The organism is Paraburkholderia nemoris, assembly GCF_905221015.1.
GTDB classification, from domain to species: Bacteria; Pseudomonadota; Gammaproteobacteria; order Burkholderiales; family Burkholderiaceae; genus Paraburkholderia; species Paraburkholderia nemoris.
On sequence record NZ_CAJNBO010000012.1, the window covers coordinates 90,523 to 102,663 of the forward strand.

The following is a 12,141-nucleotide window of genomic DNA, read 5'->3' on the forward strand; positions in this document are numbered from 1 at the left end:
TCACCCCTCCACGTCAGTACGCCGTAAGTTTCCACTCCAATAATCGGTTTCACGGGAACGCCTTTGCCGGCGGACCGCGTGCACATATCAATATTGGAGACGACATATGGCTACCGTTGGCGGGCAAATCTCGCACGTGCCGATGACGCGCGATGAGAAGCGGGTGATCTTCGCATCGTCGCTAGGTACGGTTTTCGAGTGGTACGACTTCTATCTGGCCGGTTCACTTGCAATCTTCATCAGCAAGAGCTTCTTCTCCGGCGTCAATCCGACTGCCGCTTTCATCTTTACGCTTCTTAGTTTCGCCGCGGGCTTCGCGGTACGGCCGTTCGGCGCGATCGTATTCGGACGCCTCGGCGATATGGTCGGGCGCAAATACACGTTCCTCATCACAATCGTGATCATGGGTCTGTCGACCTTCCTGGTCGGCTTCCTGCCCGGCTATGCGTCGATCGGCATTGTGTCGCCAGTGATCTTCATCGCGATGCGGATGCTGCAAGGCCTCGCACTCGGCGGCGAGTACGGCGGTGCGGCCACCTACGTCGCGGAACATGCGCCGGCGGGACGCCGAGGCTTCTACACCGCATGGATCCAGACGACCGCCACGCTCGGCCTGTTCCTCTCGCTGCTGGTAATTCTCGGCGTGCGCACGGCCATGGGCGAAGACGCGTTCGGCGCATGGGGCTGGCGCATTCCGTTCATCGCGTCGATCATCCTCCTCGGCGTGTCGGTGTGGATTCGTCTGCAACTGCATGAATCGCCGGTGTTCGAGCGCATCAAGGCCGAAGGCAAAACCTCGAAGGCGCCACTGTCCGAAGCGTTCGGTCAATGGAAGAACCTGAAGATCGTGATTCTCGCGCTGATCGGCCTGACCGCCGGCCAGGCCGTGGTCTGGTACACGGGTCAGTTCTACACGCTGTTCTTCCTGACGCAGACGCTGAAGGTCGACGGCGCGACGGCCAACATCCTGATCGCGATCGCGCTCCTGATCGGCACGCCGTTCTTCCTGTTCTTCGGCTCGCTGTCGGACCGCATCGGCCGCAAGCCGATCATCATGGCCGGCCTGCTGATTGCTGCCTGCACGTACTTCCCGCTGTTCAAGGCGCTGAGTCACTACACGAACCCGGCGCTGGAAGCGGCCACGGCGAAGTCCCCGATTGTCGTGATCGCGAACCCGGATGAGTGTTCGTTCCAGTTCAATCCGGTCGGCACGGCGAAGTTCACGAGCTCGTGCGATATCGCCAAGAGCGCGCTCTCGAAAGCCGGTTTGAACTACGAGAACGTCGCGGCGCCTGCCGGCTCGCTGGCGGAGATCAAGGTCGGCGATACGGTGATCAACACGTATGACGGCAAGGCCGCCGACGCCAAGGACCAGGGCAAGGTGTTCGACAAGACTCTTGCGACCACGCTGAAGACCGCCGGCTATCCGCCGAAGGCCGATCCATCGCAGATCAACTGGCCGATGAGCGTGGTGATCCTGACGATCATGATGATCTACGTGACGATGGTCTACGGGCCGATTGCGGCGATGCTGGTGGAGATGTTCCCGACGCGCATCCGCTATACCTCGATGTCGCTGCCGTATCACATCGGCAATGGCTGGTTCGGCGGCTTCCTGCCGGCGACCGCCTTCGCGATCGTGGCGGCCAAGGGCAACATCTACTCGGGGCTGTGGTATCCGATTGTGGTCGCGCTCATCACGCTCGTGATCGGCGTGCTGTTCGTGAGGGAAACCAAGGACTCGGACATCTACGCGAAGGACTGAAACGCCTGACAGCCCGGGCAATTTAAAAAAGTTGCGGGCCGGGGGTTGACAGCCTCCGGCCCTATCCTCATAATCTCGCTTCTTTCGGCGAATTAGCTCAGTTGGTTAGAGCGACGGAATCATAATCCGCAGGTCCGGGGTTCGAGTCCCTGATTCGCCACCAGTTGCAAGAAGAAGCCGCTGATCCACAAGGTCAGCGGCTTTTTTGTTTTGGCTTTCCCAAACAGCAACTTCAAGGAGGTTTCTTGATGACGTTCCGTACCGCCGCGCTTGCCGTGGCCACCGCATCCAGCACGCTTCTCGCCGCCGCATCGCCGCTCTCCGCCAACGCCCAAACGCCGCCCGACAGTCAGTGGCGCGCCAGTACCCTCACCCTTTCGACGTTGCTGCAGGACGGCTACAAAATCGTCGCCGTAGTGAACGGCGCGCGCGGCAATGCCGGCCCAACCGATACGATCTTCGTTCAGCGCGATCAGAGCGCCTTCAAATGTGTCGACCCGTCGTCGACCGATGCGAAATCGAAGGCTGCGTGCTTCGAACTGGTTCAGCCGTCGGGCGCCGCCCCCGAATCCAAATAGGCGGATGACTTTGCACAATCGAGTTGTCGGCTTTAACGCTCGCAACTAAAAAAGGAGCTAGCTTGCGCTAGCTCCTTTGCAGTGTCTTAACCCGGTGCTGCTCTAACAAAAACGGCCAAGCCCCACGCTCACCGATCCACCAGTCGACTGAGATTCCCGCGCACCCGTTGCAGCAGCGCGATGAGCTGCTTCGCTTCTTCGTCGGTAAAACCGTTCAGCGCTTCGAGCGCAACTTCATCGCCCACTTTGCGGGCCTTGCCGAGCGTGCGCTCGGCCTTCGGTGTCATGCGCACCTGGCGTTCGCGGCGATCCTCCGGATTGGCCGTGCGCTCGATCCAGCCGCCCTCTTCCATCCGGTCCAGCAGACGCCCCGCCGAAATCGGCGCGACTTCGAGCAGGTCCGCGAGCCGCGCCTGATTGACGTCGCCGTAATGGGCGAGATTAGCCAGCACGCGGCACTGCGCGCGCGTCAGATCGACCGATGACTTCGCGAGATCGTCGAAACGCTTGCCTGTCAGGCGGCCGACGTCGGAAATCAGAAAGCCGAAGCGCTCTTCGAGTTGGGTAGTCATGCGCGGATTATACGAAAGGGTTTCGTTTGTCATCGTCGGAATGGACACAATTCAGGCTCCGCATAAATCCTGGTGGGCGGAGGCATTTGCAACCAATATAATAAGCATGCTTACTATATCGAAGGTCCTGCTCTCCCATGTCAACCGACTCCGCGTCGACGAGCGCCGCCCCGCTCAATCGGCCGATGATCACCGTCTCGATCATGCTCGCGACGCTGATCCAGACGCTCGACAGCACCATCGCCAACGTCGCGCTGCCGCACATGCAGGGCACGCTGTCGGCGTCGCAGGATGAGATCACGTGGGTGCTGACTTCGTATATCGTCGCGGCCGCGATCGCCACGCCGCTGACCGGCTGGCTGTCCGACCGGCTGAGCGTCAAGCGGCTGCTGATCTTTTCGATCGGTGGCTTCACGGTGGCCTCGGCGCTATGCGGCTTGTCGGAAACGCTGACGCAGATCGTCGCATCGCGTTTGCTGCAGGGGATTTTCGGGGCCTCGCTGGTGCCGCTGTCGCAATCGATCCTGCTCGACATCAATCCGCGCGAAAAGCAGGGCCAGGCGATGGCCGTGTGGGGCATGGGCGTGATGGTCGGACCGATTCTCGGGCCGACGCTCGGCGGCTGGCTCACCGATAGCTACAACTGGCGCTGGGTGTTTTTCATCAACGTGCCGATCGGCGCGTTCGCGCTGTTCGGCGTGGCGACCTTCCTGCCCGCGCGTGAACCAAAGCACGACGCGAAGTTCGACGCGTTCGGCTTTGCCACCTTGGGTCTCGCGATCGGCGCGCTGCAGGCGATGCTCGACCGCGGCGAGCAGCTCGACTGGTTCGGTTCGAATGAGATCGTCATCGAGGCGCTGCTCGCGGCGATCAGCTTCGCGTTCTTCCTCGTGCATACGGCTACGGTCGGCAAGAAGTCGTTCTTCAAATATGAGTTGCTGAAGGACCCGAACTTCGCCACCGGCACGTTCTTCATCTTCGTAATCGGCGCGGTGATGTATGCGACGCGCGCCTTGCTGCCGCCGATGCTGCAAAACCTGATGAACTATCCCGTCGCGACCACGGGCCTCGTCACGGCGCCGAGCGGCGCGGGAACCATGGTCGCGATGCTGTTCGCCGGACGCCTATTGAAGCGGATCGACGCGCGGCTTCTCCTGCTCGCCGGCTTCCTGATCTCCGCGTTCGCACTGTGGCAGATGATGCATTACACGATCGTGCTGTCGGAGTCGGACATCGTCTGGCCTGGCGTGGTTCAGGGCTTTGGTCTCGGCCTCGTGTTCGTGCCATTGAGCGCGCTGACCTTCTCCACGCTCACGCCCGAACTGCGCGCGGACGGCACCGCGACGTACAGCCTGATGCGCAATATTGGCAGCAGTATTGGCATTTCGATCGTGCAGACACTGATGACCCGCAACACGCAGGTCTCGCATGCCGACCTCGCGGCGAATGTCACGCCGTTCAATCCGGCAATCCAGCCGATGCTCAATAGCGGCTCGAATTACGACCTGGCGGTGCTGAATGCGTCGATTACGCAGCAGGCGTCGATGATCGCTTATCTGAACGACTTCAAGCTGATGTTCGTGGCGACGCTACTGGTCATCCCGCTGCTGCTGTTGATCCGCCCAGCGCGCCACGCGCCGGACGCCTCAGTGGCGCACGCGGCGATGGATTGAGTACGGTGATGGCGTCAAGCGGGAGCGGCAGAGTTTTCGCGCCACGCTCACGCCTCGATTCTTCCGCGCGTCACACCCAGCAATCCTGCCATTGCCTCTCGCGCCGCCGTTGCATCACGGTCGCGGATCGCCTCGAACACCGCCGTGTGTTCGGCCAGCGACGCGTTGAACACGTCCGCGCGTTTCGCGTTCAGGCGTAGCTGCGCTTCGAGCGTTCTCTCGATCAGTGTGCCGAGCGGAATCAGCAATTCGTTGCTGCAGGCCGTCAGCACGCTTAGATGAAACTGCAGATCGGCGCGCACCCATTCATCGACGTTACGCGCCCCGACCATGGACGCATGCGCTGCCGCGAGCGCATTGAAGGTGTCATCCGTATGCGAGGCCGCCGCCAGACCCGCGGCGTACGGCTCGATCATCTCGCGCATTTCCTGCAGCTTGAGCGCAAAGGCCATCGGCTCGGCAACACGTGAATACCAGTCGAGCACATCGACATCGAGCAGGTTCCACGCATGTTTCGGCCGCACTCGTGTGCCCACCCGTGGCCGCGATTCGATCAGCCCTTTCGACGTCAGCGTACGCAGCGCTTCGCGCAACACTGTCCGGCTCACGCCGAAGGTGTCCATCAACTCCGCCTCGCGCGGCAGGATCGAATCGGGCGCGTAGTCGCCGCGCAGAATCGCGGTCGCCAGCAGATGGGCGACGCGCCCATGCAGATCGTGCTGAATAGCTTTCTCCCAGCGGCCTCTCGGCGCTATTGATATCGGACCTGAGCCCGGAACGACCGCGATTATCCGGCATCTCCACCTGCCAACTTCCGGATTCAACGACGTTGCGGAGTTGCCATGCTCGGTGGCGTTCAACTGCGACCTTATCGTCACCCGGCCACTATTTGGCCAATAGTACTATTAATAGTACTTAATCGCACTTTTGTTGTAGCATGTGAATCCTCGAAATTGCCCGCACACGCAGGCACCCAGGCCGCAAGGAGACGCACGCCATGAAAATCACCAAACTCGAAACCTTTATCGTCCCGCCGCGTTGGTGCTTCCTGAAGATCGAGACGGATGAAGGCATCGTCGGCTGGGGCGAGCCGGTGGTCGAAGGCCGCGCGCATACCGTAGCGGCCGCCGTCGAGGAGCTGTCCGACTATCTGATCGGCAAAGACCCGCTGCTGATCGAAGACCACTGGCAGGTGATGTATCGCTCGGGCTTCTACCGCGGCGGTCCGATCACGATGAGCGCGATCGCCGGCGTAGACCAGGCGCTGTGGGACATCAAGGGCAAGCATCATGGCGTGCCGATTCATGCGCTGCTGGGCGGCCAGGTGCGCGACAAGATCAAGGTGTATTCGTGGATCGGCGGCGACCGTCCGAGCGATGTCGCGAACAACGCGCGCGCCGTGGTCGAGCGCGGCTTCAAGGCCGTGAAGATGAACGGCTCCGAAGAGTTGCAGATCATCGACACCTTCGACAAGGTGCAGGGTGTCATCAACAACGTCGCCGCTGTGCGCGAAGCGGTTGGACCGAACATCGGCATCGGCGTGGACTTCCACGGCCGCGTGCACAAGCCGATGGCGAAGGTGCTGGCCAAAGAACTCGACCCGTACAAGCTGCTCTTCATCGAAGAGCCGGTGTTGTCGGAAAACGCGGAAGCCTTGCGCGACATCGTCAACCAGACCAACACGCCGATCGCTCTGGGCGAACGTCTGTATTCGCGCTGGGACTTCAAACACATCCTGTCGGGCGGCTATGTCGACATCATCCAGCCGGACGCGTCGCACGCGGGCGGGATCACCGAGTGCCGCAAGATCGCCTCGATGGCCGAGGCGTACGACGTCGCTCTCGCGCTGCACTGCCCGCTCGGTCCGATCGCCTTGGCGACCTGCCTGCAGATCGACGCAGTGAGCTACAACGCGTTCATCCAGGAACAGAGCCTGGGCATTCACTACAACCAGGGCAACGACCTGCTCGACTACATCAGGAACCCCGAAGTCTTCAAATACGAAGACGGCTTTGTGTCGATCCCGCAAGGCCCGGGCCTCGGCATCGAAGTGAACGAAGAGAAGGTGCGCGAGATGGCGAAGGTCGGCCACCGTTGGCGCAATCCGGTATGGCGCCATGAGGATGGCAGCGTCGCGGAATGGTAATGGCCGGCGCGCACGTTACGGCAGACGTAGCGTGCGCCGTCTCAGTTACGTAACACCACGGACCGAAGCCGCCGGAATACGCCCTTTCCGGCACTTTACCGGTTCGGTCGCATCACCCGCAAAGCCTTATCCATAAAGGCTTTCAAGCCGTTTGTTCGGCATCAGACATACGCATGGCCCGCTCCTTGCTCAAATGCATTCAGAACGACAAATGCATCGGGGAACATCATGGGCGAATTCCTTCCAGACTATCTGATCCGCGAACAGGCCGCCGTCGGCGCACTGGTGGTATTCGGCGTGCTTCGCATCATCGGCGCGATGCTCGCGTATGAACGCGGCTGGCGCATCTCGATAGTCGAAAAATGCTTTATCGCGGCCGCGGTGCTGTACTGCCTGCCGCAACTCTTCGACCTGCTGACGCACATGTACGGCTCACGCGCCGCCGGCGCTGAACTGGAAGGCAAAGCAGCGGGCTGCGCGATCGCGCTCTTCTGCGCGCCGATTCTCGGACATCGGCTAGGCCTCGAATGATCGGTTTCATCGGACGGACGCTCATCATGCGGCTGCGAAAGAGACCTGCGAGCCCCGCGAAACCTGCCTACCGGGCCGGCGATGTCCTGACGCTCAAATCCGGTGGACGTCCGATGACCGCCACCTGGAGCGGACCGGTGCTGTTCGCGCCGGGCAACTGGTTGATCTGCCAGTGGTTCGGCAACGACGGCGAACTGCAGCAGGAAATGTTTCCGGAAGAGACGCTGGAACGGGCGCACAACGCGTTCACCGCCTAGAGGGCAGTAACGGATCAGCCGGCCACCGCCGGGCGACCGTGTGTATTGCGCCGCACGCCTTTGCTGTGCGGCGCTTTTTTTAGCCCTAACTGCCCAACGCGGCGAATGCCGGCACACTGTGCGACAACACGGCCGCTGCGACGAACACGCCGATCATCGCCAGTGCTTCCAGATACAGCACGTTGACGAAAGTATGCGCGTCCATCGTCGAGGCCGTGCGGCGCAGGCGCGGCAGCGCCGAGAAGCGATTGAGCCCGCCGAGCACCAGTGCGAGCGCGACCAGCGCAAGCTTCAGCGTCAGCACATGGCCCCACGTGCTCATCTGGATGGCTTCGAACGAGCCGCCCGAGCCACGCACGGCGTTGAAGACACCAGTGAGCAGCACCAGCCCGACCGCCACGACGGATACGCTCGACACCTGGGTCGCCGTGCGGATCAGCATCCCGCGCGCGGTCGACGTGCCGAGCGCGGGCAATACCGCGAGCCCCGCCGCCATCGCCAGTCCGCCCCAGACGCTTGTCACCAGCACATGCAACGTCTGCATGCCGATCGCCGCCGAGGCCGGGCCGGCATCGGCGGCATGTCCGAGCGACGCCTTGCCTGCCGCAATTGCGATCACCGCGAGCCACAGCAGCGCATTGCGCAGCATGCCAGTATGACTGGCCATGGCCGTGCCCAGCAGCACCAGCGCGCCGGCGAACGCCACGCTCCAGCCGTAACCGACATGGGTTTGCGTCAAGACAGTCGGCACCACGCCAATCGCCGCCGGCAACGCGACGCCGCTCATCGACGCCGCCTGATACGGCAGCCAGCCCAGATCCGCGAGCACCAGCACGACGGTGGCCGTCAGCATCGACCGTTGCGCGCGCAACCAGGCGGGCCGGGCGGGGTTGATCTTGCTCTGCGCGTCCTTGGCGAGCCAGGCGCTGAGCAACGCCGAACCGACAGCAAACGCAAACGCGACATTCATGAGCGCGGCCATCGCGACCTGCCCGATCCACAGTCCGTCCATGCTCATTTGACGATAAACGCGAAGTTGCCTTGCGTACGGTGGCCGTCCGTGGCTACCGCGATCCAGTGCACCGCGTAGCGGCCGGCCGTCAACTGCGGCAGCGCCAGGTGCATCACCTTTGCATCACTTTGGTCGACTTGCGACGCAGCCGGCGCGGCGGACTTGCCGCTCGCGTCGCTCAGTTCGATCCGGCTGAAAGCCGGTTCGAGCGGCTCGGTGAAATGAATCGTCACTTCAGTGGCAGCGGCCACTTCGGCGTTTGCCGCAGGCTCGCTCGACACCAGATGCGCATGCGCGAAAGCCGTGGACGTCATGACCAGCGCCGCGGCGCCGAACGTCAACGCATGGAGCGCCGGACGGGAAAAATTGAATAGCTTCATGTAAGGCCGATAGCTCGTGGAAAGTAAAACGGTAGACGGTGAGCCGAAGGTCGTCCGCGTCGGACGGACGCCGGCGCGCCCGGAAGTGTACGCTTCGATGGCCGGCGCGCGCGTCGGTTCAACCTGCTTTGTTATGCGAGCCGGCAGGAACGCAACATGTGCCCGCGATACCGGGGATAGAATCGGGACGCCCGCTCCGCTTGCCAGCCAACGACGCGCGTCAAACTGTCGCATCGCCGTGACACCCGGAACCTTCTCTAATGTGGCAAATAGTCACCATCACCCTTCGATGATAGAATGCTGCGTCGCCGCAGCGCCGGCTGCCCTTCACACCGAGCCGCTCGAAGTTCGGTCAGGTCCCCGATTTTGATGGAGTTACGCGTGTCTTCAAGACGCATTTTCCGCCCGTTGCTTGCCCTTCTGCTGATCGGCTCCGCGGGTGTCTATAGCGCTGCGAAAGCGCAGACTCAACCGAAGGCCCCCGATACGATGGAAGCGCGCGTGCAAGGCTGCACGGCTTGCCACGGTTCGCACGGCCAAGGTACCGACAACGACTACTTCCCGCGTCTGGCGGGCAAGCCGGCCGACTATCTGTACAACCAGTTGCAGAACTTCCGCGAAGGGCGCCGCAAGTACCCGCCCATGAACTACCTCGTCACGTATCTTTCTGACGACTACCTTCATCAGATCGCCACGTACTTCTCGCAGCAACGCCCGCCCTACCCCACGCCGGCCAAGCCGACCGTGTCGGCGGCCATCGTTGCGCGCGGCCAGCAGATCGTCCTGAACGGCGACGCATCCAAACAGATTCCGGCGTGCGCGGCTTGCCACGGCAAGGCGCTGACCGGCATGGAACCCGCTATCCCGGGTCTGGTCGGCCTGCATGCTGACTACATCAGCGCGCAATTGGGCGCATGGCGTTCGGGCTCGCGCCATGCCATCGCACCGGATTGCATGCACACCATCGCCACCCGCCTGACTGACGAAGACGTGAACGCCGTTGCTGCCTGGCTTTCCACGCAAAAGGCTCCACAAAACCCCGTGCCGGCTCCGGCCCGCTCGTTGAAGACTCCGCTTGCCTGCGGCAGCGAACCGCAATAAGGCACCGGGAGAGACACTCAAATGAAACGCAAGTCTTTGTTCGCCCTCTCGGCAGTCGTCGTCGTTGCGGCTGCCGCACTCGTTCCCGTCCTGTGGTCGGGCGGCGACAACCTGCATAACGGCACAGCCATGGCGGCAACGCCCGCCGACCAGGCCGCGCTGATCAAGAAGGGCGAGTACCTCGCCCGCGCCGGCGACTGTATCGCCTGCCACACGGTGCGCGGCGGCAAGCAGTTCGCCGGCGGCCTGCCCATGCTGACGCCGTTCGGCACGATGTTCACGCCGAACATCACGCCTGACGACCAGTACGGTATCGGCAAGTGGACGCAGGACGACTTCTACCGCGCGATGCACACGGGCCGTTCGAAAGACGGCAGCCTGCTGTACCCGGGCTTCCCGTTCACGAGCTACACGAAGGTCACGCGCGCCGACTCGGACGCGATCTACGCGTACCTGCGCTCGGTCACGCCGGTCAATGTGGCGAGCCGTCCGCACGAACTGAAATTCCCGTTCAATCAGCGCAACATGCTGATCGGCTGGCGCACGCTGTTCTTCCGCGAAGGCGAGTACAAGGCTGATCCGACCAAGTCGGTCGAATGGAACCGCGGCGCGTACCTGATCGAAGGCCTCGGCCACTGCGGCATGTGCCACACGTCGATCAACGCCATGGGCGGCCCGGTCAGCTCGGCTGCGTTTGCCGGCGGCCTGATCCCGCTGCAGAACTGGTACGCACCTTCGTTGACGTCGAACAAGGAAGCCGGCCTCGGCGACTGGGAAACCAAAGACATCGCCGATCTGCTGAAGACCGGTGTGTCGAACCGTGGCGCGGTGTTCGGTCCGATGGCTGAAGTGGTTCACAACAGCCTGCAGTACATGTCGGACGAAGACATCAACGCGATGGCCACGTACCTGAAGACGATTCCGCAGAAGAGCGAAGCACCGGAACCGCTGCAGCTCGAAACCTCGGAAAAGTTCGGTGGCGAACTGTTGAAGCAAGGTCAGAAGATCTACGCTGACAACTGCGCGAAGTGTCACGCGGAAAACGGTCTTGGTATGCCGCCGTCCTTCCCGCCGCTGGCGAACAACCAGTCGATCCAGATGCCGTCGGCGGTCAACCCGATCCGTATGGTGCTGAACGGCGGTTATCCGCCGAGCACGGACGCCAACCCGCATCCGTATGGCATGCCGCCGTTCGCACAGGCACTGTCGAACACGGAAGTGGCCGCCGTCGTGACGTACATTCGTATGTCATGGGGCAACCACGGTACGGCTGTGTCGCCGCAGCAAGTGTCCGATCTGCGCTCGGCGCCGCTCGACTAAGCAGCGTCAGATGCACTTGGGGCGCGGCCTGCGAATAACGCGGCCGCGCCCTTCGTTTTTGCAGGACCGGTATCATGTGGGTATAAACCCTTATGAAATCGCGCAGGAGGAAAGAGCCGTGCAAGTCGGTGAGCGTTTCAACAGCATTACCCATCTCGTCGGCGCCGTGCTGTCGGTGGCGGGGCTGGCTACGCTCGTGACAATGGGCGCGCTCGACGGCGACGCGTACAAGGTGGTGAGTTTCAGCGTCTACGGCGCGATGCTGTTCGTGCTGTATGCTATCTCCACGCTCTACCACAGCGTGCGCAACCCGCGTGTCAAAGCGGTTCTGCAAAAATGCGACCATTCGGCGATCTATCTGTTGATTGCCGGCAGCTACACCCCGTTCACGCTGGTCACTTTGCGTGGACCGTGGGGCTGGTCGCTATTCGGCGTAAGCTGGGGGCTTGCCGCTCTCGGCATCGTGCAGGAACTGACGCTCGGGCGACGCACCCGCAGCGTTTCGATGGTGCTGTATGTCTTGATGGGATGGCTCGCGCTCGTTGCCGTCCGCCCGCTGGTTCAAGCTTTACCGGCAGCGGGTACCGCCTGGCTCGTGGCCGGCGGGGTCATCTACAGCGCCGGCATCTACTTCTTCATCAACGACGAGCGCATCCGGCACGGACATGGTATCTGGCACCTGTTCGTACTGGCGGGCAGTCTGTGTCAATTCGTCAGTGTTGCGCGCTACGTCGCGTGACATCCCACGGCGGCGAAATGCAACTTAAGGCCAGTCAACGTGTCTTGATAGCGCGTTGAAGCATTCG

At 62.2% G+C, this 12,141-nt stretch carries 13 protein-coding genes and 1 tRNA gene; 10 read left to right on the top strand and 4 right to left on the bottom strand.

Annotated elements, in window-relative coordinates:
* Positions 1-106 precede the first annotated feature (106 nt).
* From KHO33_RS19790 to KHO33_RS19800, 3 genes are all read left to right on the top strand, one after another.
* Entirely contained in the window at positions 107-1,765 is a 1,659-nt protein-coding gene (locus KHO33_RS19790; protein WP_054034445.1) for an MFS transporter, read from the top strand.
* A gap of 86 nt (positions 1,766-1,851) precedes the next feature.
* Positions 1,852-1,928 (top strand) — tRNA-Met (locus tag KHO33_RS19795).
* A gap of 85 nt (positions 1,929-2,013) precedes the next feature.
* On the top strand, positions 2,014-2,343 hold the full coding sequence (locus KHO33_RS19800; RefSeq protein ID WP_200565167.1) for a hypothetical protein: 330 nt from the start codon (positions 2,014-2,016) through the stop codon (positions 2,341-2,343).
* A 128-nt stretch (positions 2,344-2,471) separates the two neighbouring features.
* Here KHO33_RS19800 and KHO33_RS19805 read toward each other — a convergent pair whose 3' ends face one another.
* Positions 2,472-2,915, bottom strand: a complete 444-nt coding sequence (locus tag KHO33_RS19805; protein WP_054034675.1) for a MarR family winged helix-turn-helix transcriptional regulator — start codon at positions 2,913-2,915, stop codon at positions 2,472-2,474.
* A 137-nt stretch (positions 2,916-3,052) separates the two neighbouring features.
* Between KHO33_RS19805 and KHO33_RS19810 the strand changes: the two genes are divergently transcribed.
* Entirely contained in the window at positions 3,053-4,588 is a 1,536-nt protein-coding gene (locus KHO33_RS19810; RefSeq protein ID WP_200565168.1) for a DHA2 family efflux MFS transporter permease subunit, read from the top strand.
* Between the two features lie 47 nt (positions 4,589-4,635).
* Here the strand turns inward: KHO33_RS19810 and KHO33_RS19815 are convergent, their stop codons facing one another.
* A complete protein-coding gene (locus tag KHO33_RS19815) occupies positions 4,636-5,343 on the bottom strand; it encodes a FadR/GntR family transcriptional regulator (protein WP_200565267.1) in 708 nt (235 codons plus the stop codon).
* A 242-nt stretch (positions 5,344-5,585) separates the two neighbouring features.
* Here KHO33_RS19815 and dgoD point away from each other — a divergent pair, with 242 nt between their 5' ends.
* From dgoD to KHO33_RS19830, 3 genes are all read left to right on the top strand, one after another.
* Positions 5,586-6,734: a galactonate dehydratase gene (dgoD, locus tag KHO33_RS19820; RefSeq protein ID WP_093635551.1), complete on the top strand. Its 1,149-nt coding sequence runs from the start codon at positions 5,586-5,588 to the stop codon at positions 6,732-6,734.
* A gap of 228 nt (positions 6,735-6,962) precedes the next feature.
* Entirely contained in the window at positions 6,963-7,265 is a 303-nt protein-coding gene (locus KHO33_RS19825; RefSeq protein WP_054034449.1) for a hypothetical protein, read from the top strand.
* 26 nt (positions 7,266-7,291) lie between these two features.
* The gene (locus tag KHO33_RS19830; RefSeq protein ID WP_054034677.1) at positions 7,292-7,522 is read left to right on the top strand and encodes a YodC family protein; all 231 of its coding nucleotides are present in this window, start codon (positions 7,292-7,294) and stop codon (positions 7,520-7,522) included.
* A gap of 85 nt (positions 7,523-7,607) precedes the next feature.
* Here the strand turns inward: KHO33_RS19830 and KHO33_RS19835 are convergent, their stop codons facing one another.
* Both KHO33_RS19835 and copC read right to left on the bottom strand, forming a co-directional pair.
* Positions 7,608-8,540: a CopD family protein gene (locus tag KHO33_RS19835; protein ID WP_200565169.1), complete on the bottom strand. Its 933-nt coding sequence runs from the start codon at positions 8,538-8,540 to the stop codon at positions 7,608-7,610.
* Positions 8,537-8,914 carry a copper homeostasis periplasmic binding protein CopC gene (copC, locus tag KHO33_RS19840; protein WP_054034451.1) on the bottom strand — a complete coding sequence of 126 codons (378 nt, stop codon included), beginning with the start codon at positions 8,912-8,914 and terminating at the stop codon, positions 8,537-8,539. The genes KHO33_RS19835 and copC overlap by 4 nt, the downstream gene beginning before the upstream one ends.
* 369 nt (positions 8,915-9,283) lie before the next feature.
* Here copC and KHO33_RS19845 point away from each other — a divergent pair, with 369 nt between their 5' ends.
* The 3 genes from KHO33_RS19845 to trhA all read left to right on the top strand — a co-directional run bounded on the left by KHO33_RS19845 (position 9,284) and on the right by trhA (position 12,074).
* Positions 9,284-10,015 (top strand): c-type cytochrome, encoded by a 732-nt coding sequence (locus KHO33_RS19845; protein ID WP_054034453.1) that lies wholly within the window; start codon positions 9,284-9,286, stop codon positions 10,013-10,015.
* A 21-nt stretch (positions 10,016-10,036) separates the two neighbouring features.
* The gene (locus tag KHO33_RS19850; RefSeq protein WP_054034455.1) at positions 10,037-11,335 is read left to right on the top strand and encodes a c-type cytochrome; all 1,299 of its coding nucleotides are present in this window, start codon (positions 10,037-10,039) and stop codon (positions 11,333-11,335) included.
* Positions 11,336-11,453: 118 nt separating this feature from the next.
* The gene (gene trhA / locus KHO33_RS19855; RefSeq protein WP_054034457.1) at positions 11,454-12,074 is read left to right on the top strand and encodes a PAQR family membrane homeostasis protein TrhA; all 621 of its coding nucleotides are present in this window, start codon (positions 11,454-11,456) and stop codon (positions 12,072-12,074) included.
* Positions 12,075-12,141 lie beyond the last annotated feature (67 nt).

Bases quoted from the DNA above. Each gene is read 5' to 3' on its own strand.
- KHO33_RS19790 (WP_054034445.1), top strand. From the start codon at position 107: ATGGCTACCGTTGGCGGGCAAATCTCGCACGTGCCGATGACGCGCGAT.
- KHO33_RS19800 (WP_200565167.1), top strand. From the start codon at position 2,014: ATGACGTTCCGTACCGCCGCGCTTGCCGTGGCCACCGCATCCAGCACG.
- KHO33_RS19805 (WP_054034675.1), bottom strand. From the start codon at position 2,915: ATGACTACCCAACTCGAAGAGCGCTTCGGCTTTCTGATTTCCGACGTC.
- KHO33_RS19810 (WP_200565168.1), top strand. From the start codon at position 3,053: ATGTCAACCGACTCCGCGTCGACGAGCGCCGCCCCGCTCAATCGGCCG.
- dgoD (WP_093635551.1), top strand. From the start codon at position 5,586: ATGAAAATCACCAAACTCGAAACCTTTATCGTCCCGCCGCGTTGGTGC.
- KHO33_RS19825 (WP_054034449.1), top strand. From the start codon at position 6,963: ATGGGCGAATTCCTTCCAGACTATCTGATCCGCGAACAGGCCGCCGTC.
- KHO33_RS19830 (WP_054034677.1), top strand. From the start codon at position 7,292: ATGCGGCTGCGAAAGAGACCTGCGAGCCCCGCGAAACCTGCCTACCGG.
- KHO33_RS19835 (WP_200565169.1), bottom strand. From the start codon at position 8,540: ATGAGCATGGACGGACTGTGGATCGGGCAGGTCGCGATGGCCGCGCTC.
- copC (WP_054034451.1), bottom strand. From the start codon at position 8,914: ATGAAGCTATTCAATTTTTCCCGTCCGGCGCTCCATGCGTTGACGTTC.
- KHO33_RS19845 (WP_054034453.1), top strand. From the start codon at position 9,284: ATGGAGTTACGCGTGTCTTCAAGACGCATTTTCCGCCCGTTGCTTGCC.
- KHO33_RS19850 (WP_054034455.1), top strand. From the start codon at position 10,037: ATGAAACGCAAGTCTTTGTTCGCCCTCTCGGCAGTCGTCGTCGTTGCG.